We start from the raw sequence: 20,192 nt of genomic DNA on the forward strand, positions 1-20,192 counted from the left end.
GAGGATCTGGCTGTGATCAACGTTTCGTTCGCGCGGCAAGGCCGATCAGACCTGCCCAGCCTGGCAACGGTGACCGCGATCGCCGCGGTTTTGCTCGGCACCTTCACCTCCATTCTCAATTCCCGCATGACCGAGATCGGCCTTGCGGATATCAGGGGCGCGCTCGGCCTCGGCTTCGACGAGGCGTCGTGGATCACGACCGCCTATGTCGTGGCCGAGGTTGCGGCAATCCCTGCCGCGGTCTGGCTGCGCGGAATCCTGTCGCCCGCACGGGGCGTCATGATCGGCGCGGCGTTGTTCACGGCGTTCTCGCTTGCGGCACCCCTCAGCCCCAACCTCTTCTTCCTGCTTTCGCTGCAGGCCCTGCGAGGCCTGAGCGCCGGGATCCTGATCCCGATGGCCTATGCCGTGATCATGCGGCACCTGCCGCAAAACCAGCGCCTCTACGGGCTGTCGCTCTACGCGCTCGTATCCGTGGCGACGCCGAGCCTCTCGGTGTCGCTGGAGGCGTGGATCCTCAACCATCTGTCCTGGCAGTATCTCTTTTGGCTCAGTGCGCTTCCGGGGGCGGCGACGTTTCTGGCGGCCGCCTACGGCCTCGTCAGGGATCCCGTGAAATACTTGCGTTTTCGCCGGTTCGATGGTTTTGGCTTGCTCTCGCTGTCTCTCGGTCTTGCTGCCCTGGTGGCAGCGCTCGACCAGGGCAACCGGCTGGACTGGCTGAACTCCGGGCTGATCGTCGGGCTTCTTCTAGCCGGTATCTTCCTGATCGGGGCCTTTCTCGTTCATGCCGTGCTTCATCCCGATCCGGTCGTCGGCCCGAAGCTTCTCCTGCGCCGCAACATCGGCCTCGGGCTTGCCGTCATGTTCGTAAGCCGGATCGCGATCATGAGTTCGGCCTTTGTCATCCCGCAATATCTGATGCGGGTTCAGGGATATCGCGCGCTGGAAAGCGGACCGCTGTTCCTCATGACGATCGCGCCGCAGTTCCTGCTTGCGCCCTTCGTCGCGTGGCTGTGCTATCGCATCGACCCCAGGAACCTGCTGGTTGTCGGGGGCCTGCTGACCGCTGCCGGGATCCTGTTCGCCGTCAATGTCAGCAATGTCTGGATCGCGGACGACTTTCTCGTGGCGGTCCTGCTGCAGGCACTCGGGGCGCCGCTGATTGCAATCCCGACGATGGTGGTGATCACGGAAGACATCACGTTTCGTGAGATCCCCTGGATCGCCTCGCTTGTCCACATCATCCGCACGCTCGGCAGCGCCGTGGGCATGGCGCTCGTAACGACCCTCGTGCGCATCCGAGAACAGCTCCATTCGAACCTTCTGGGCTTGCATGTACAAAGCGGCGCCGCAGAAGTGAACCAGCGTTTACAGACGATTGCCAATGGGTTTCGATCGCAAGGTGCAAGCGCGCAGGATGCGCTGGCGCAAGCAACGGCCGTAGTCGGGCGCAGCCTCCAGCGTGAGGCATTCGTCCTCAGCTACTCCGATGCCTTCCTCGTACTGGGTATCGCAACGTTGCTTGTAGTGGCAATCACGCTTGCGATGCGGCGGCCGACCCTGCCGGGACGGTTTCTTTAGTTTTCCGCGCCAGCCCGGAAGGAATGTTTCCGTTGTCCGGGTGCTGTTGCCCGAAACCAGAAATGTCGCCCTTCCGACGGGCAATTGAGTTATGCCCATGGCGTCTACCACCCTACCCTCGCGTGGAAACCAGCGGGCAGGCCGGTTTTACGCCTTGTTAACCATGAATTGTGAAGATGCGCCCATCCGGTGGGTATGATGCCAACCGTTCGTTCGGGTAAAAATGTATGCGTAAGCCGCAAGATCAGAAGCTGCCCTCCGGCGTCCCCATCCCGGAGACAGGTTATATTGTCTCCCGCCGCGCTGTGCTTTCGGGCCTCGGCGTCATGACCCTGCTCGGCGCTTCCGGCTGTTCGCAGGCCCTCGACCTCCCGTCGCTGGAACCAATGGAGCCGTCTGGTGGTATGCCGCCTGTCGGCGTTGACCGCATGTCGACCGGGTCCATCCGACCGGTCCCACCGATCAGCGTCGACAGCAACATCACCGACAACAGCACGATGTATGCGTCGATAGTCGATAATGGTCTCGTGATCCCGGCAGTCCCATTCCAGAAGGTCAAGCCGGAATTCCGGCGTCAGATCGTAATCGATCCGACCGGCGAGCCGCCGGGCACGATCGTGGTTCGGCTCAACGAGCGGTATCTCTATTGGGTGCAGGAAGGCGGTGAAGCGGTCCGCTACGGCGTCGGCATCGGCAAGGCCGGCTTTGAATGGAACGGCCGCGCCGAGATCCAGTACACAAAGCAGTGGCCGACCTGGACGCCGCCCAAGGAGATGATCGCGCGCAAGCCTGAGCTTGTGAAATGGTCGGGTGGTCAGCCGGGTGGGCTCGACAACCCGCTCGGCGCCCGCGCGCACTATATCTTCAAGGACGGCCACGACACCGGCTATCGCGTGCACGGCTCGCCGGAATGGTGGACCATTGGCACTCAAGCGTCTTCCGGCTGCGTGCGCATGATCAATCAGGACGTCATCGACCTTTACAACCGGGTCAAGGCGTCGCCGACCAAGGTCCCGATCGTGGTGGCGTGAAGGCCTTCCGCTGGAGCAATCGTTCGAGGTCCGGAATTTTGCACCTGACCCGGCTTCATCGTCGCCTCCCTATATTTTAGAAAGTTCGCGTTTCTGCGAACTATGAACTTGGAATCAGCGCGAAAACTTGTAAGTTGAGCGACCTTTTCCAACCCACGAGCGGCTCATGCAGGTTCTAGTACGCGATAACAATGTCGATCAGGCGCTCCGCGTCCTGAAGAAGAAACTCCAGCGCGAAGGCATTTTTCGCGAAATGCGGATGCGCGAGGCTTTTGAAAAGCCCTCGGTCAAGAGAGCGCGCGAAAAGGCTGAGGCCGTGAGCCGCCAGCGCAAGAATGCTCGCAAGCAAATGCAGCGCGAAGGCCTGCTTCCCTCGAAACCGAAAAAGAGCAGATAACTTCAGGAACGCTTGGGGCGGCCGCTTGCGGCCGAACCCGTTCGCGCGCGGTTTGACCGGATAACTGGTCGCCGCAGGAGGCTGGGTATTGCCCCGGCAATTAGCCGAGAACCGGGCGCCCCCCCCCCCCGCCGAGTACTATTGTGATCTCCTTTCGTGCTTGATCGCGCATCGGCGTGGGCTCAGCACACCATCGCGTCTGCTGAATGGCTCTCGCCGGACCGCGCGCTCAGCCCGATGCGCTTCTGTCGGCTGCGCAATCTTTGGGGATCGCGGGCAACCCGATTTCGCAGCTTCTCTATGCGATCGGCGTCTCCTGCGTATTCTACGTCGAATATCGCTTCTCGGCCTGGCGCAACCTCGTGCCGCGCGCAGGCCGTATTCCTCTCCTTGCCGCGAAGTTCGGTGTCTGCCTTCTCTGCATGGCCGCCGGCCTTGTTCTGACACTTGCGGCCGCCTACTCCTCGATGTCGACCTTGTCGAAGCGATGCGACCCCAGAGGCTCCATGACGTAGCCCTTCACCTTCTTCGACATCGGCAGCACGACAGTCGAGTGTGCGATCGGAACCCAGGGGGCCTGGTCGCTGATGATTGCTTGTGCTTCTTCGTAGAGCTTGGTCCGCTCAGCCTGGTTCGCGCTGGCGCGGGCCTTCTGGAAAATCTCGTCCAGTGGCTTGTAGCACCAGTTGGCATTGTTGCTGCCGCCGACGCCTGAGCAACTGAAGAAGTAGCTGAGCAGGTTGTCCGGATCGCCGTTGTCGCTCGTACCCCCCAGGATGATGGCGCCATCGCGCGCCTTGTCGCGCGACTTCTTGAGGTATTCGCCCCATTCGTAGGAGACGATCTCGACCTTGATGCCGACCTTGGCGAGATCCGCTTGCATCAGTTCGGCCGCACGGCGTGCGTTCGGCATATAGGGACGGCTGACCGGCATCGCCCAGATCTTCATGCTCAGATCCTTGACGCCAGCGTCGTCGAGAAGCTTCTTTGCCGCCTCGACGTCGTAGCCGTAGCCGTCGATGCTGCCGTTGTAACCCCACATGGTCGGCGGCAGGACGCTCTGGGCGATCTGGCCCATGCCCTGAAAGACCGAATCGACGATAGCCTTCCGGTCGATCGCCATGTTGATGGCCCGGCGCACCTCCAGCTTGTCGAACGGCGGCACCAGCGTATTCATCGCCAGATAGGAAACATTGAGGCCCGGCTGTTCCAGCACGTTGAGGTCAGGATTTGCCTTGAGGCCGGCCACGTCCGCGGGTGCGGGATAGGGAGCAACGTGGCATTCACCGGCCTGCAGTTTCTGCATGCGCGTCGTCGCATCGGTGGTGATAGCAAAGATCAGGTTGTCGATCTTCGGGGCACCTGCCCAATAATCTGAATTCGCCGCAAAGCGAATGGCTGCGTCCTGCTGGTAATCGACAAAGCGGAACGGCCCGGTACCGACGGGTTTGCGATCAAGGTCCTCGCGCCGTCCGTCGGCCGCCAGTTTGTCGGCATATTCCTTGGACATGATCGAACCGAAGTTCAGCGCCAGCTTGGAGGGAAGCGATGCATCCGGCTGGTTCAGCACGAACCTGACAGTCTTGTCATCGACCTTGACGATCTCCTTGATCGCCGCGGGCATCTCCATCGCGTTGAACATTTCCCAGTTCGCGCCAGGGAAGTAGCTGTTCCAGGGATCGCTCTTGTCCATCTGGCGGTTGAAGGTGAAGAGCACGTCGTCGGCATTGAAATCGCGCGTTGGCGTGAAATCGTCCGTCGTCTGGAACTTCACGCCCCCGCGCAGTTTCAGCGTGTATTCGAGATTGTCGGCGGAAATGGTCCAGCTTTCGGCGAGCCCCGGAACGACATTCGTGGTGCCGGGCTCGAATTCCGTGAGGCGGTCATAGACCGTTTCGGCCGATGCGTCCCAGGTGCTGTTGGCCGAATAAAGTGCCGCGTCAAACCCTTCGGGCGCGCTTTCCGAGCAATAGACGAGTGTCTTTGCCATGGCCGGCGTCAGTGCAGCGCCCGAGAGCATGGTTGCGGCGAAGAGCGAGACAAGGGACTTGCGTGTCCGCGCGAATTTCACGTTCATTGGTGTGTCCTCCCTAAGGAAATGCAATGTGACGGCGGATGGCGCCGGAAAAATCAGTCGGCCTTGCCGGCCGTCGTGCCGAGCCCGCGGCCAGGCGTCCAGACCGGGTCCGGCGTGGTCCAGAGCACGTCGTTGCGGATCAGCTTCACGAGTTCGCTCGCCTGCAGGTCGAGGAAGCGTTCGCCCTTTTCCGCGGTTGCGCTGCGCGGATCACCCCAGGTGCCGGTCACCGGCGCACGCTCTGCGAAGGAATAGAAGCGCGACACGTCGCCCGGCACGTCGACGGGGTGCCGCTGGTTGCCGAAGGCCTGGCCGAACATTTCGGTCTTTACCGCGTCCGGCACGATCGCCAGCATGACCGATGCCTCGCCTTCGCAGGCGTGGTGGGCGCCCGTATCGACCTCGAAGATCTTCTGCGCTTCCTCCGGCGCCAGCATCCACGGCGTGGTGGCGACGATCGGCATGGCGAACTCCACCGCCAGCTCACGCACGGCAACGGCAAGCGGCTCCATGTTGCCACCGTGACCGTTGACGATGAACAGGCGCTGGAAGCCGAGTGTCTTCAGCGAGCGGACGATGCAGCGGATGAGACGGCTCAGCGTGTCATAGTCGAGCGTGATCGTGCCGCCGAACGGCAGATGATGCTCGCTCATGCCGGTCCACAGGCCCGGAAGAACGGCAACCGGAATGTCATCGGCAACCAGCCGAGCCGCGCGGATCGCGGCCGCCGATGCGCTGGCGGTGTCCGTGATGACTGGCAGGTGCGGGCCGTGCTGCTCCAGCGAGCCGATCGGCAGGATTGCAAGCGCGCCCGGCTTGCCGGCAATTTCGCGCAGGCTTGGCGCAGTCATGCGCGCCCATTCAACTTCTTTCGTCATGTCTGGCCTCTTTCATTTCAGCAAAGCAACATCTGTTCGCCGCGGCGCCGGCGGGCACGCGTCTTACGTCTGGCGTCCCCTGGCATCGACCCGCAGTGTCACCGCCCGCCCATCCGATTGCCGCAGGGTCACGCTGTCGAATTGCGCGACGACGGCGCAGGAATGATTGGGAAAGATGCGGACGCGGCTGCCGATCGCGGGCGGCGCACCGTCAAAACGGACAAAGCCGTGCTCTTCGGAAAGCCGCTCGACCTCCCAGGACGCCTCAGAGCCTCCGTCGACGCTGACGACGATGCCAAATCCGCTGCCGCCGGAGCCATGCGCGCCGAGATCGGACGACAGCGACTTGGAGCCGGCGTCGACGATGAAATGCCTGTCGTTGTGGGCAACGACGGTCGCTACCACCGAAAGCGAAATAGCGTCCGGCGTGGCTATCCCCAGACGCAGCGCCGTGCGGTCGAGGAGGGCGTAGTTGCCCGGGCGGATCTCCGTGACGCCTTCAGGAATGGGAGCGCCGAGGCATGTCGGTGTCGCACCGACCGAAATGACCGGTACGGCAACCCCGGCTTGCCGCAAACGGCCGGCCAGATCGAGAAGATCGCGCGCCTCCGCCGCCGCGATCGTTGCGAGTTCCTCCGGGCTCTTGCTGCCGTAGGAGTGGCCGGCATGGGAAAGCAGGCCGGCAAAGGTCAGGTGTGGATGGCGGTCGATCCGCTCCACCAGCACGAGGGCGGCCGGGTCCTGCGGCTTGACGCCGACACGGCCGAGCCCGACGTCGACCTTGAGGAACACGCCAAGGCGAACGCCGTTCGCCGCTGCTGCTGCCCCTATCGCGTCGACGCCTGTCTCATGTGCCGCAATCAGCAGCAGCTCGGTTCCTCGCGCCTTGGCGCTTGCCACCAGCCGGTCGATCTTTTCCGGCCGGACGATCGGATAGGCAAGCGTGATCGAGGCAACACCCGCCTCGACGAAGACAAGCGCTTCCTCCGGCTTGGAAGCAGTCACACCGACCGCGCCGAGATCGAGTTGGCGGCGGGCGATCGCCAGGCTCTTGTGGGTCTTGATATGCGGGCGTAGCGCAACACCTGCGGCATCGGCCCGCGTCTGCATGCCGCGCAGATTGGCCGTCAGCCGATCTTCGTCGAGTTCGACGTAGGGCGTCGGCAGGTCGGCCGGGCTCGGCCGACGGAAGGCAGCTATCAGCGTTGAGTCAGTCAATATCATCTCCGGCAAGCGGCGGGTTCGCGAGAAACCCGATTGGCAAGCTCCGCCCGAAGGCGGCGGCTACAAATTTGCACAGTCGGAAATATCAAGCAAATTATTTTTCCTATAAGAAAATTATATTTCTCAAACTATCGAAATCGCGCATCAAATGGCACAGGCGTCACCGTGCCGTTCCGCCGGTTGCGGCCGGCAGACGCGAGTCTGACGTGAGATTTCTGCGCTTTTACGCCTGTGCCAGGTGACACCTGACGTGGCGGGCGCTGTCGCTCAGGCGCCGCAGCACTTGGCCGGCCTCGCAACCACCGCTGATCCTGTCGCATCTCTGCTTATAGAAGCAGCCGTCCGGCAGATGGCGATTGTTGGGGAGCTCGCCCGCGCGCACCTGCGCAATGTCCGGCAGCGGGCTTTCGAAGCTCGGCGCCGCCGCCAGAAGCGTCTGGGTGTAGGGATGGCGGGGATTGCGCAACACCTCGTCGGCCGGGCCGGATTCGACGATCTGGCCGAGATACATCACCGCCACGTCGTCGCAGAAATGCCTCACCAGCGCGACGTCGTGCGAAATCAGGAGATAGGTGAGCCCGCGCTCGCGCTGCAGCTTCAGGAGCAGGTTGATGATCTGCGCCTGTACCGAGACGTCGAGCGCCGATGTCGGTTCGTCCAGCACCATCAGCTCCGGGTCGGTGCTGATCGCGCGGGCAATGGCGATGCGCTGGCGCTGACCGCCGGAAAACTCGTGCGGCAACCGATCGAGATGTTCCGGCCGGAGCCCGACGGCGACGGCCAGTTCCTCCGCTTTCTCATGCAGCTCGGCCCTGCTGCGGCCGCCGCGAATGTGCAGCGGTTCGCTGATCAGCCGCCAGACCGGCAGGCGCCGGTCGAGCGAGGATTGCGGGTCCTGAAAGACGATCTGCATCTTCTGCCGCAAGGCGCGCTTCTGCTTGCCCTGTGCGCCCTGAAAGTCCTCCCCGTCGATCTTGACCCTGCCCTCTTCGTAAGGCGCAAGGCCGATGATCGCCTGGGCGAGCGTGCTCTTGCCGCAGCCGGACTCGCCGACAATGCCGAGGCTCTTGCCGGCGCGGACCGTCAGGTTCACGCCGTTGACGGCATGCACGTGGGACGTGGGGCGACCGAGCCAGTTTCGGGACGCCGGGAAGCGGACATGGAGGTCCGAGACCTCGAGCACCGGTCGCATCATCGTTTCAACGCTTTCCGTCATCGCCGGCCTCCCTGCTCTGGCAGCTCCACCGCGACACCGCGCCGCCAGCAGGCCACCTGCTGTCCGTCGGCTCCCGTCAACTGCGGGGTCTGGGATCGACATTGTTCGACGGCCTCCTTGCATCGCGGCTGGAAATAGCAGCCGGAAGGCGGCTGCAGAAGGTTCGGCACGGCACCAGGGATCGCCTCGAGTTCCTGCTTCGGCGCCACCCGCTCCGGCAGGCAGCGCAACAGCGCCTGGGTGTAGGGATGCTGGGGCGTTTCGAGCACGGTGCGGGTGGCGCCGTGCTCGACGATCCTTCCCGCATACATCACATAGAGCCGGTCGCAGAGCTGCGACACGACGGCGACATTGTGCGAGATGAAGATGACGGCGGTGCCCGTCCGTCGGGCTCGGTTCTGGATCAGTCTAAGTATCACCGCCTGGACGGTGACATCAAGCGCGGTCGTCGGCTCGTCGGCGATGATGAGACCGGGATTACAGGAGAAAGCCATGGCGATCAGCACGCGCTGCCGCATGCCGCCGGAGAGCTCGAACGGGTAGAGGTTCATCACCCGCTCCGGTTCGCCAATCAGCATGTCGGCGAGAATGTCGCGGGCGATGCGCCTGGCATCAGCCGGGCCAACCTCCTCGTGACGCATGATGACGTCGGTCAGTTGCCTGCCGATGCGGATCGTCGGGTTCAGCGCGTTCATCGGCTCCTGGAAGATGGTCGAGACCACCTTGCCGCGCAGGTCCTGCAACTGACTGTCGTCCATGGAGAGGGTGCTGTGACCAAAGAGCCTGACCGTGCCGCCGGTGACCCGGTAGCGCCCCTTGGGCAGAAGTCCCGTTGCGGCCATCGTCGTCACCGATTTGCCGCAGCCGGACTCGCCGACGATGCCGACGATCTCGGCCTTTCCGACGCTGATCGACACGTCGTCGAGCGCCTTGACGGCGCCGCTGAAGGTTGGAAACTCCAGCGACAGATTGTTGATGGCCAGCGCCTGGCCGCGTGGTTCTGCCGTGCCGGTCGTCATCATCTGCCCCTCAAGCGCGGGTCGAGCATGTCGCGGATGCCGTCGCCAACGAGATTGCACCCCATGGCCGTGATCAGGATCGCCAGCCCCGGGAAGGTCGCGTACCACCATTGATCGAGCATGTAGCTGCGGCCGCTGCTGACGAGCGCCCCCCATTCGGCGGTTGGCGGCTGGGCGCCGAGACCGATGAAGCTGAGGGCGGCTGCGATCAACACGACGCCGCCGAGATCGAGCGTCGCCTGGACGATGATCGGCGACATCGCATTCGGCAGGATATGCCAGCGCAGGATGTAGAAGGGCGAGGCGCCATAGGTGCGCGCCGCCTTCACGAAGACCTGCTCGCGCAGCGAAAGCGTCTGGCCGCGGGCGAGGCGCACATAGGCGGGGATGCGCACGATCGCGACCGCCAACATCGAATTGAACAGGCTTGGACCGAGCGCTGCGGCCAGCGCCATGGCGAGCACCAGCGCCGGCAGGGCGAGCACGACATCCATCAATCGCATGATGGCGGTATCGACCCGCCCGCCGACGACGCCCGAGAAGCAGCCGATCAGCACCCCGACCGACATCGAGATCAGGACGATCATGAAGGCGGCGCCGCAGGACGCCCTTGCCCCATAGATCACGCGCGAGAACAGGTCGCGGCCGACCTCGTCCGTACCGAACCAGTGCGCGGCACTCGGCGGCAACAGCCGTGCCGTCAGCGACACCTTGTCCGGATTGTAGGGCGCGATAAAAGGCGCGGCGATGATCATCACGAGAACGGCGAGGATGATCGCGACGCCGACCAGGGTCAGCGGGCTGCGGCGGCCGAGGTACCAGAGATACCGCATCCGCTCGGAGAGGGACTTCGTCCTGCGCATTGCGGCATTGGCTGCGACAGGTTCTGTCGGCATGACGGCGGACATGGTCAGACCTCCCTGATCTGCGGGTCGGCGAGCATGTAGGCGAGATCGACCAGGAGGTTGATCAGCACGTAGCCGATGGATGCGACGATGGTGAAGCCCATGATGGCGGGGAAATCGAGCGTCTGGATGGATGTGACGACATAGGTGCCCATGCCCGGCCAGGCGAAGATGGTCTCGGTCAGCACCGCACCGTAGAGCAGATCGCCGAGCGCCAGCCCCAGCAGCGTGATCGACGGGATCAGCGCGTTTCTGAGCGCATAATTGAAGATGATCATGCCCTTGCGCAGGCCGCTGGCGCGCGCCGTGCGAATGTAGTCTTCCTGCAGCACATCGAGCATCGAGGCGCGGATCTGGCGGGTGATGACGCCCATGTTGGCGAAGGCCAGCACGAAGCCCGGCAGGATGATGTGGTAGAGGGCGCTGCGAAAGGCATCGAAGCGGCCCTGCAGCAGCGAGTCGATGAGCAGGAAGCCGGTGATGCGTTCGGGTGCTACGATGCCCATCGCCAGCCGCCCGCTGCCGGGCAGGATCTGGAACTTGGCGTAGAAGACATAGATCAGGATCAGGCCGAACCAGAAGACCGGCATCGAGATGCCGCAGACGGAGACCGTGCGCGCGATCTGGTCGATCGGGCCGTCCTTGTAGACGGCCGACAGCACGCCCAGCGGCACGCCGAGACAGATCGCGATGAAGAGTGCGACCGTTCCAAGCTCCAGCGTCGCCGGCAGGAAGGTGCGGATGTCGGCTGCGACCGGGCGGTTGGTCCGAAGCGACGTGCCGAGATCGCCCTGAAGCAGATTGCCGATGTAGATGGTGAACTGCTCGACGACCGGTCGGTCGAGGCCCAGATTGCGTCTGACGTTTTCAAGCGTTTCGGCGCTTGCCCGGTCGCCCGCGATCATGCGGGCAGGATCGCCGGGAATGAGGTGCGAGATCGTGAAGGTGATGACCGCGACCCCCAGCACGACGAAAAGCAGGAGGATCAGGCGCGGAACGATGATGCGGGTGATTGCCATGGACGTCAGCCCTTCCGGCAGGGAAACCCCTGCCTAGCTTGGGAAACGATGAACCCCTGCCGCCGCGGTCACTGCGACCGGCGGCAGGCGTTCCGCGAAAGGAGGTTGGCCAAGGCGCGGCTTGACCTCATGCCTCATTCCGTTTTCGACATGGTTCCGAAGTTGTAGACCTGGATCAGCATGGGATTGTAGACATAGCCCTTCACCGCGGCGCGGCGGGCGAAGATGTCGTTCTTCTCCATGATGTAGAGATAGGGCGCATCGTCCGTCGAAAGCTTCTGCGCTTCGATGTAGAGCGCCTTGCGCTTGCCTTCATCGACGATCGATGCCGCCTCTTTCACGAGACCCGTAACCTTGCTGTTGCCGTAGAAGGAACGGTTGCCCGGGCCGCCCATCTTGTCGGCGTCGAACCAGTAATTCATGAACATGTATGGGTCGGCAAAATCGGGCGTCCAGGCACCAGGCGCCATGTCGAACTTGCCGTTGGCGACCAGCTCGCGCTTCGTCGTGTCGGCGACCGCCTGCAGATCGAGCTTGATGCCGACTTCTGCAAGGGAGGCTTGCAGCGCCAGACCGACCGGCTCCCAGGCGGGATCTGCCTGCGAGAAGGTGTAGGTCAGATGGATGTCGCTCTTGCCGGATTCGGCGAGCAGAGCCTTGGCCTTCTCGACGTCATACGTGTACTGGAAGCCTTCCGGGTCGTGTCCCCACATGCCGCTCGGCACCGCGCCGCGCATCTGCTTGGCCTGGCCGAGCATGATACCGTCGATGATGCCCTGGTAGTCGACGGCATAGGAAATCGCCTGGCGCACCTTGGCGTCGTCCAGCGGCGGCTGGCGATTGTTCATGTAGATGTAGTTCACATACATGCTCGGATTGCTCTCGACGACGACGGAGGCATCCTTCTGCAGCGCTTCGGCCTGATCGAGCGGGATCTGCTCGATGATGTCGGCGTCACCGTTGGTCAATTGCAGGCGGCGGGCCGAGACGTCGCCGACGATGCGCAGGACCACCTGCTTCAGCGCCGGCTGGCTGCCCGAATAGTGTTCGTTGCGGTCGAGCACGATGCTCTGGTTGCGCTCCCAGGAGGCGATGCGGTAGGGGCCGCTGCCGGCCGAATGTTCGGCAAGCCAGGCCTTCGCCATGTCGCCGTCCCTCTCATGCTCCATCACCTTGGGATTGATGATCGCAGCGCCGGAGACGGCAAGCGTGGAAATGAACGGAGCAAACGGCGCGGTCAGGTGAAATCTCACGGTCTGCGGGTCGACGACCTCGACCTCCTTCAGCACCGGAAAGGCGTCCGAGGGGCCAGCCTTCAGCTTCATCAGCCGATCGAAGCTGAACTTGACGGCAGCGGCATCGACCGGCGAGCCGTCATCGAACTTGTGGCCAGCCGCAATCTTGAAGGTCCAGACGAGACCGGCATCGTCGGCAGTCCAGCTTTCGGCGAGTTCCGGCCCGACTTCCGTCGAGGCACCCTTGTAGGCGACGAGCCTTTCATAGGCGGCGTAAGTAAGCGTGTAGCCGCTGTTGCTGATCTCAATGCCTGGATCGGCCGTCGGCGGATCTTCCGCGCGCGCCAGCACCAGCACGTCCTGCGCAGCCATCGCGTCGGAAAGCGGCGTCGATGCCAGAAGCAATGCAATGCCGATCGATTTCCACTTGGAACCGTTCATCTCGTAGTCCTCCCCAGAACTGCGGCGTGCGATGCCCTCCCGGCACCCACCGCAGCCCTAGACTAGGAAACGATTTTCCTAAGTGCAATATTTTTTCTTATCGTATTCGTTTTTTAGTTTCGATCAGCTTTTGAGCTTAATCGTCTGCGCGTTCGCCAATGTGGAGACCAATTCGGTTTCCGGGGTCGAGCACACACATAGAATCTGCGCCGGCTCGTCGCTGACGCTCAGATAGGCGTGGCCCATCATCGCGTCGAAATAGCAGGAATCGCCCTTCTTGAGCCGCAGGGGCGCGTAGATCTCAGTGTGAAGTTCCAGTTCGCCGTCGATAACGTAGAAGAATTCCTCGCCCTTGTGCCGGATGAGCGGGCCGAATTCCTCGAGCGTGCGCGCCCGCGCCACCGCCAGGATCGGAACCATCGACTTCTTCGAAATCTCCGTACAGACATAGAGATAGTCGTAGTTCTGCGTGACGATCTCCCGCCCGTCGCCGGACTTGGTATAGGTGCGCCGACCGAGCATGTTGGGGACGTCTTCCGTGCCCGCCATGGTCCCGAAAAGCTCGACGATGTCGACCTTCAGGCCCTGGGCAAGCTGGATCAACCGGTCGTAGGTGAGCTGCATCTGGTTGTTCTCGACCTTGGAAAGGGTCGAGACCGCAAGCCCGGTCATGGAGCTGACTTCGGCCAAGGTCCAGCGGTTACGATTGCGAATATCCTTCAGAATCTCGCCGAGGCTGGATTTCGCGTCGGTCATCGTTGGCGTCTCCATTTGCCTGCAGCCATCAAAGTGCTCGCCGGTTCTTTCCCGTCCGCAACACACAGAATCCGATTGGTATTATAGGAAAACCATTTCCTATAATACGCGACCGAAATCAACATCGTGTTGAAGGCAATCCCTGCCCCACAACGACTTGCAGCGCTCCGCCGGCTTTCTATTCGGCGAACGGGTTGGCGACCCTTGGCCAGTAGGGGCGCTTCAGCTTGGTGAACGCCAGATCCTCGAAAGTCGGCTGCAAGGCGCCGGACGCGCTGACATAGAGAATTTCGTGGGCGATCGGTTCGAAGCCGGCACGGAAGTGGTTGCTGGATTTCACCACGACGATCTTCTTGCGCGCGGGGTCCAGGCCCAGCGCCGTCATGCATTCCGGGTGGAAGGTCTGGGTGCGCACCGTGTTGAGCACGATGTCGATGCTCCCGGCCGAGACCCACACGGCATCGCCGATGGCAAGCGGCGTCGGCCCGAAGCGCTGGGTGATGCCGGAGGCCACGCGCCTGACCTTCACCGTCAGGTCGAGCGGGTCGCCGGACGCAGGCCCAACCTTGCCGCCGATCCTCAGCGCCAATGTGGCCCCTTCTCCCGCCTCGCGGCACATGCGCACGGCAATCGGATCCCAGTAGAGACAGGAGGCCACGTCTTCGATGCCGCGTTCGATGACGCGGCGCAGGATGAAGGTTGAGTCTCCGGGAGCACCCCCGCCCGCATTGTCCGAGACGTCGGCAAGCACGACGGGACCGCCTTTCGCGGCAACCGCGCGATCCAGTGCGGCGTCGATGCCGAGATAATCTCCCCGCATGTGTTCACGTGCCTCGAATATCTCCCGACCGAAGGACCGGGCGACACGCGCGGCTTTTTCCGGATCGTTGTCGGTCACGACAAGCATCTTGGCGCCGACATCCTCAACATCGCCCCAGGGGAAGCCGTGGCCAAAGGAGACCGAGAGCACCCCGTCCTGCCCCTCCATCGCCTTCATGCGGTCGACAATGCCGCGCAACGGCGCGCGATGGGGATGGAAGGTGTTGATCATGCGGCAGTCATGGACGCCCATGGCTGGCTTCACTTCGCCCGCGAGCGTGCGCTCCATCAACCGGAACAGCTGCTCCGCAACCTCTTCGATGTCGGTATGCGGATATTCCTTGTAGGTGGCGATCATGGTCGCGTTGGCGAGCATGCGTTCGGTGATATGGCAGTGGAGATCGAGCTCGGCCGCGACGGGTACGTCGGGCCCAACCACTTGCCGAACATGGGCGAGCAGATCCCCTTCGACATCGTCGTAGCCGTCGGCGACGCAGGCGCCATGGAGAGCAAGCATGACAGCGTTAACCGGCATCGCCGCCTTGAGATCGTCGAGAATGGTGGCGCGGAAGCTTTCATAGACCGCCCGCGTCGTCCTGCCGCCGGGCTCCGCCACGGCGCACAGGCTCTCGACCACATCCCAGCCCTTTTCCTGGGCGGCGTTGCGCCAGACGAACATCTGGGACGAGCAGCAATTGAGCGGCCTGCAGGTCGCGTCGCCATAGGCAATCAGGTTTTCCCGGAAGGCCTCGAGGCCGGTCTGCATCGGCGAAAAGGTGTTGGTCTCGGTGTCCAGCCCTGCGATGAAAAGTTTCATTTTCGTCCCCCGCCAATCAAGAAAGATATTTTCTAATCATAAAACTATGTTTATCGTCGGAAAGTCAAATGCATTATCCGCGCCATCGCGCGGCTGACTGGGGAGGCAGGAATGCGCATCTATATTTCCGCTGACATCGAGGGAATCGTAGGGGTCGTCAGCCGCGACCAACTGATGCCGGAAGGTTTCGAGTATGAGAACGCCCGTCGCTGGATGACCGATACCGTGGTCCATGCCTGCGAGGCCGCGCATGAGCAAGGTGTAGAGGAAGTCATCCTCAGCGATTCCCACGGAAATGGCGAGAGCATCCTGATCGACCGCCTGCCCGACTATGTGCAGGTGGTGCGCAGCTGGCCGCGTCCGCTGATGATGATGCAGGGCGTCGAGCTCGGCTCCTTCGTCGGCGCCATGCTTCTCGGCTACCACGCCGGTGCGAGCCATGTGGGCGGCGTGCTGTCGCACACGATCGGCGGCACTGCCTTTGCCGAAGTGCGCATCAACGGGGTCGTCATGCCGGAGGCCGGCATCAACGCCGCCATTGCCGGACATTTCGACGTCCCGGTGCTGCTCGCCTCCGGTGACAATGTTGCCCTGGAGGAAATCAGGGAGCGTATCGGCGACATCGTGACGGTGCCGGTCAAGCAGGTCTACAGCACGCAATCGGCGATCACGCTGACGCCGGCCGTCGCCCATCGCCGGCTCCGCGAGGGCGTCAAGGCGGCGCTGGCGAAAGCCGGATCGGCGAGGCCCTTCAAGCTGGAGAATCCTGTCCTTGAGATTGTCTTCCGCAACCGCCTTCCGGCCGAGTACCTCTCCTATCTCAAGGGGGTCGAACGCACCGACGGCTACACGATCCGCTACCGGGGCGACGACATGGTCGACGTCTCGCGCTTCATCCAGTTCGTGGTCGGCTACAACTCCCGCCTGACCTTCTGACGAGCCCTTCTCCGGTACCCAATCATGACCACCTCTATCGTCCTCGGCGCCGGCATGGTCGGCGTCTCTACCGCCCTCGCCTTGCAGGAGGCCGGGCACCAGGTACTGCTCATCGATCGCAAGGCGCCCGGCCGGGAAACCAGCTACGGCAATGCCGGCATCATCCAGACCGAGGCCGTGGAGCCCTATGCCTTCCCGCGTTCCCTGCGCGAAATCGTAAGGGTCGCGCTGAAGCGCGGCAACGATACGGACTGGGGGCTCGGCGACATGCCGCGACTGGCGGGCCCGCTCTGGCGCTACTTCACGCAGTCGGCACCCGCGCCCTATGCGAGAACCATCGCGGCCTATTCGAAGCTGGCGCTGCGGGCAAGCGACGATCACGCGCGCTTTGTCGAACCCGCCAAGGCCGGCGACCTGATCGTCCGCCAGGGCTGGCGCGCGGTCTACCGTTCACCGGAAAAACTCGACGCCGCGGCCGCAACCGCCGAGCGGCTGAAGCGTGATTATGGCGTGCCGTCGGACGTGCTCACGTCCGACGAACTTGCGGCAGGCGAGCCTGCACTCAAATGCCGGCTGGCGGGCGCGGTCCATTGGACTTCACCCTGGACCTGCCGCGATCCCGGCGAGCTGGTCTCCCGCTACGCCGCGCTCTTTGTCGCCCGTGGCGGAAAGCTTGCCAGAGGTGACGCCATGTCCCTGCAACAGACCGGCGCCGGCTGGCGGGTCCTGGCGGAGGACGGAGACGTCGCGGCCGAAAACGCGGTCGTCGCCCTGGGGCCGTGGTCCCCGGTGCTCGCGGCGCGGTTCGGCTATCGTGTACCCATGGTGTTCAAGCGCGGCTATCACTGGCACTTTGGCGGCGAGTACGGCCCTCGCATTTCGATGCTGGACGTCGACAGGTCCGCCCTCATCGCCCCGATGAACGCGGGGTGGCGGGTCCTGACCGGCGCGCACCTGGCGCCGCTCGGCGCAGCGCCTGCATCACGACAGATACGGCACGCCGTCAGCGCCGCCCGCGAACTCTTCGGGCTGCGCGAACCCGTTGAAGTAAAGCCATGGTCGGGCACGCGCCCCTGCATGCCCGACATGCTACCCGTCGTCGGGCCTAGCAGGCACAAGGGTCTGTGGTTCCATTTCGGCCACGGGCATCAGGGCTTTACCCTCGGGCCGACAACAGCGCTTCTCCTGGCGGAACAGATGAGCGGGCATCACACCAATCCGTTGACCCTGCCCCTGTTGCCTCTCGCGCGAAACTGGGCGTAGCCTTTAGGACTGCGCTCTGCGCAACCGTTGGCGACGCGGACGATTGACACCGCTGCAATGACGATCGGTACGCCGGCCGGCAGCGGTTTTGCGTTTGCGCCTGCAAAGGCACATACCTGCGTCTTTTCCGTCCTTGGGATTGCCCATGGCCGGCTCCTTTCTCGTCGAACGGACCAGCGTTTGGTAGACCCTGAAGGCCGACATTGACCTCCCACGTTAAAGAGCTTCAGTGATTGCCGGGTCGCGAACCACCCTCACTGAGCGCGGCTCGACATGGACAGCCACGCGGTACCGTTCCACTTCAGCTCCCCATACCGGACCTTTCCGCGACATGTCGACGAGAGTTGCAACACAAGACTCGTGCCGGTGCACTGGATTGGCCGACGGTGCGGGAACTGACTTCTTTCGGAATGTTTCAACCTTGCCGCATTAACCCACGGCAACAAGAAGCTGCCCATAGTAAATTAGGATTATCTTGAATAACAAGATTTGTGAAATACACTTCTGGTAGAGAGGGGGGCTGATGTTCTCGCTGTCACCGTTGGAATGGTTTCGACTTCTCTGCATGGTTACCTTTGCCGCGGGTGTCTTAATCGCTTTCGCAATCACTTTGCGTGTGCAGATCCACTTCGACGTATGGACCGATGTCACTCAACCGAACGCCGTTCAGATGGAGAAGGTACGCCGGGCAACGTGGGAGCTTTGGCACGGACAGGAATTCAGAAGGCAGCGCAAGATGATAAGTATCTGCACCTGCCTATGCCTTGCGGCCCTGGCTGGACTGGCGCTAACCGACCCACGGTCCGATGTTCCGGATTCGGCGCCTGTGGTGCGGGCCGAAGGCGAACAGCAATGACGACGCGTCTCCTGGCAGCCGCTGCCATCCTCGGGATCGGGTGGGGAGCAACCGCCTATGGGCTCGATGAACAAGGCATGCCCTCGACGTTAACGGAATGGATCGGCCTGTTCTCGTTCGTTCTGCTCCTCACGAGCTTCGGAACCGGTTGGGTTGTCGGTGTCTGGTGGATGCTGCAGGCGAGCGCACTCGTTGGGGACGGTGAAGGATGGCAGCAAAGATATCGCGAGCAGACCAGCCCTTTTCATCGCGGAGAAGAGTTCAAGACCGAGCGATGGATCGTCATTGTCTCGTTCTCGATCTTCTACACCGTGATCTGCGCCCTCAGCATCGTACAGTTTGCTGTTCACGGCCCAGGCAACGCCCACATCGACGCAGGCCCTGCACGGTGAACGGGACGCGGTCGGTCCGCGACCCGATCATCGATCACGACGGTGTCGCCGGCGAAGCCTGATGTTCTTCGTCGGCGGCCGGCGTCCGCCGGGCACGTCAAGGCGCTTTGGTCATCGCAACAGATCGCCGTCGCTTCAACAGATAGCCCCCCGCCCAGCCGGCACACAATCCGCAACGGGATCGCTACATCGCGGATCGCCGCAACATGCCGAACAGGTCGCGCGGATCGTCGGGATCAGCGATGATGTCGATGTCCTGATAGAAATCGGTGCCCTTGACGATGTTGCGGACATATCGAAGGGCGGAGAAGTCCTCGATGGCGAAACCAACGCTGTCAAACAGCGTGATCTGGGTTGCGTCACGGCGCCCGGGCAGCTCGCCGCGCACGACGCGCCAAAGCTCGGTAACCGGGTAATCCGGCGCCATCTGCTGGATCTCGCCTTCGATGCGGGTTTGCGGCGTGTACTCGACGAACGTGTCCGCCCTCAGCAAAATGTCGCCGTGCAGTTCCGTCTTGCCGGGGCAATCGCCGCCAATGGCGTTGATGTGAATGCCCGCACCCACCATGTTGTCCGTGAGGATGGTCGCGAATTGCTTGTCGGCCGTGCAGGTCGTGATGATGCCGGCACCCTCGATCGCATCTTGCGCTGTCTTGCAGGCCGTGACCGTCAGGCCTGAGCCCTTGAGGTTCGCCAAGGTCTTTTCGGTCGCACGCGGATCGATGTCGTAGAGCCGGATTTCCTCGACGCCAAGCACGGCTTTCATGGCGAGCGCCTGGAATTCCGCCTGGGCGCCGTTGCCGATCATCCCCATGACCTTGGCGCCCTTCGGCGCCAAGTGTCGGGCGGCCATTGCCGAAGTCGCTGCGGTTCGCAGCGCCGTCAGAAGCGTCATCTCCGTCAGAAGCACGGGATAGCCGGTGGAAACCTCCGCCAGAAGTCCGAAGGCCGTCACCGTCTGAAGCCCCTCCGCCATGTTTTTCGGATGACCGTTTACATATTTGAAGCTGTAGATCTCGCCGTCGGAGGTCGGCATCAGCTCGATCACGCCCTCGCGGGAATGCGAGGCGACGCGTGGCGATTTGTCGAAGCTTTCCCACCTGAGGAAGTCGGCTTCAACCGCGTCCGTGAGTTCCATCAACATGCGTTCGACGCCGACGTGATGCACGAGGCGCATCATGTTTTCGACGCTGACGAAGGGCACGAGCGCTTTCGAGGAAGGAGGGAGAACCATTTGGCAGTTCCTTGCGAGGTTGATGCTGAACGCTTCGACGGAGCTATCGCGCCGGTGAATCCAGTGTCTTCACTTCGAGGAATTCGTCCAGTC

The 20,192-nt window shown here is 62.8% G+C and carries 18 protein-coding genes; 7 read left to right on the plus strand and 11 right to left on the minus strand.

Going from position 1 to position 20,192, the window contains the following annotated elements:
- Window positions 1-12 precede the first annotated feature (12 nt).
- From C1A35_RS23935 to C1A35_RS23950, 4 genes are all read left to right on the plus strand, one after another.
- The gene (locus C1A35_RS23935) at window positions 13-1,584 is read left to right on the plus strand and encodes a DHA2 family efflux MFS transporter permease subunit (protein WP_158665143.1); all 1,572 of its coding nucleotides are present in this window, start codon (window positions 13-15) and stop codon (window positions 1,582-1,584) included.
- Between the two features lie 227 nt (window positions 1,585-1,811).
- Window positions 1,812-2,615: a L,D-transpeptidase gene (locus C1A35_RS23940; protein WP_104666773.1), complete on the plus strand. Its 804-nt coding sequence runs from the start codon at window positions 1,812-1,814 to the stop codon at window positions 2,613-2,615.
- Window positions 2,616-2,781: 166 nt separating this feature from the next.
- Window positions 2,782-3,012: a 30S ribosomal protein S21 gene (gene rpsU / locus C1A35_RS23945; protein WP_057249963.1), complete on the plus strand. Its 231-nt coding sequence runs from the start codon at window positions 2,782-2,784 to the stop codon at window positions 3,010-3,012.
- 206 nt (window positions 3,013-3,218) lie between these two features.
- Window positions 3,219-3,527: a hypothetical protein gene (locus C1A35_RS23950; protein WP_158665144.1), complete on the plus strand. Its 309-nt coding sequence runs from the start codon at window positions 3,219-3,221 to the stop codon at window positions 3,525-3,527.
- On the opposite strand, the gene C1A35_RS23955 is transcribed toward C1A35_RS23950, so the two are convergent.
- The 10 genes from C1A35_RS23955 to C1A35_RS24000 form a co-directional block, all read right to left on the minus strand.
- Window positions 3,470-5,089, minus strand: coding sequence for an ABC transporter substrate-binding protein (locus tag C1A35_RS23955; RefSeq protein WP_104666775.1), 1,620 nt, complete (start codon window positions 5,087-5,089; stop codon window positions 3,470-3,472). The genes C1A35_RS23950 and C1A35_RS23955 overlap by 58 nt on opposite strands.
- A gap of 53 nt (window positions 5,090-5,142) precedes the next feature.
- Complete coding sequence (locus tag C1A35_RS23960; protein WP_104666776.1) at window positions 5,143-5,967, minus strand: creatininase family protein; 825 nt, start codon at window positions 5,965-5,967, stop codon at window positions 5,143-5,145.
- 63 nt (window positions 5,968-6,030) lie between these two features.
- Window positions 6,031-7,185 (minus strand): alanine racemase, encoded by a 1,155-nt coding sequence (locus C1A35_RS23965; protein ID WP_234822971.1) that lies wholly within the window; start codon window positions 7,183-7,185, stop codon window positions 6,031-6,033.
- A gap of 229 nt (window positions 7,186-7,414) precedes the next feature.
- Window positions 7,415-8,407, minus strand: coding sequence for an oligopeptide/dipeptide ABC transporter ATP-binding protein (locus C1A35_RS23970; protein WP_234822972.1), 993 nt, complete (start codon window positions 8,405-8,407; stop codon window positions 7,415-7,417).
- Window positions 8,404-9,429, minus strand: coding sequence for an ABC transporter ATP-binding protein (locus C1A35_RS23975; RefSeq protein WP_104666778.1), 1,026 nt, complete (start codon window positions 9,427-9,429; stop codon window positions 8,404-8,406). Before C1A35_RS23975 ends, C1A35_RS23970 begins: the two co-directional genes overlap by 4 nt.
- The gene (gene ddpC, locus C1A35_RS23980; RefSeq protein WP_104666779.1) at window positions 9,426-10,334 is read right to left on the minus strand and encodes a D,D-dipeptide ABC transporter permease; all 909 of its coding nucleotides are present in this window, start codon (window positions 10,332-10,334) and stop codon (window positions 9,426-9,428) included. The genes C1A35_RS23975 and ddpC overlap by 4 nt, the downstream gene beginning before the upstream one ends.
- A gap of 2 nt (window positions 10,335-10,336) precedes the next feature.
- Complete coding sequence (locus tag C1A35_RS23985) at window positions 10,337-11,350, minus strand: ABC transporter permease (RefSeq protein WP_104666780.1); 1,014 nt, start codon at window positions 11,348-11,350, stop codon at window positions 10,337-10,339.
- Window positions 11,351-11,484: 134 nt separating this feature from the next.
- Window positions 11,485-13,026 (minus strand): ABC transporter substrate-binding protein, encoded by a 1,542-nt coding sequence (locus tag C1A35_RS23990; RefSeq protein ID WP_104666781.1) that lies wholly within the window; start codon window positions 13,024-13,026, stop codon window positions 11,485-11,487.
- A gap of 123 nt (window positions 13,027-13,149) precedes the next feature.
- Window positions 13,150-13,782 carry a helix-turn-helix domain-containing protein gene (locus C1A35_RS23995; RefSeq protein ID WP_104666897.1) on the minus strand — a complete coding sequence of 211 codons (633 nt, stop codon included), beginning with the start codon at window positions 13,780-13,782 and terminating at the stop codon, window positions 13,150-13,152.
- Between the two features lie 178 nt (window positions 13,783-13,960).
- The gene (locus tag C1A35_RS24000; protein WP_104666782.1) at window positions 13,961-15,418 is read right to left on the minus strand and encodes a M81 family metallopeptidase; all 1,458 of its coding nucleotides are present in this window, start codon (window positions 15,416-15,418) and stop codon (window positions 13,961-13,963) included.
- A gap of 111 nt (window positions 15,419-15,529) precedes the next feature.
- On the opposite strand from C1A35_RS24000, the gene C1A35_RS24005 reads away from it, so the two are divergent.
- From C1A35_RS24005 to C1A35_RS24020, 3 genes are all read left to right on the plus strand, one after another.
- Window positions 15,530-16,354: a M55 family metallopeptidase gene (locus tag C1A35_RS24005; protein ID WP_104666783.1), complete on the plus strand. Its 825-nt coding sequence runs from the start codon at window positions 15,530-15,532 to the stop codon at window positions 16,352-16,354.
- Window positions 16,355-16,378: 24 nt separating this feature from the next.
- Entirely contained in the window at window positions 16,379-17,617 is a 1,239-nt protein-coding gene (locus C1A35_RS24010) for an NAD(P)/FAD-dependent oxidoreductase (RefSeq protein ID WP_104666784.1), read from the plus strand.
- 852 nt (window positions 17,618-18,469) lie between these two features.
- Window positions 18,470-18,865 (plus strand): hypothetical protein, encoded by a 396-nt coding sequence (locus tag C1A35_RS24020; RefSeq protein ID WP_104666786.1) that lies wholly within the window; start codon window positions 18,470-18,472, stop codon window positions 18,863-18,865.
- Between the two features lie 184 nt (window positions 18,866-19,049).
- Here C1A35_RS24020 and C1A35_RS24025 read toward each other — a convergent pair whose 3' ends face one another.
- Complete coding sequence (locus C1A35_RS24025; RefSeq protein ID WP_104666787.1) at window positions 19,050-20,099, minus strand: ornithine cyclodeaminase; 1,050 nt, start codon at window positions 20,097-20,099, stop codon at window positions 19,050-19,052.
- Window positions 20,100-20,192 lie beyond the last annotated feature (93 nt).

This window comes from Ensifer adhaerens (genome assembly GCF_002940685.1).
GTDB lineage: Bacteria > Pseudomonadota > Alphaproteobacteria > Rhizobiales > Rhizobiaceae > Ensifer > Ensifer adhaerens_E.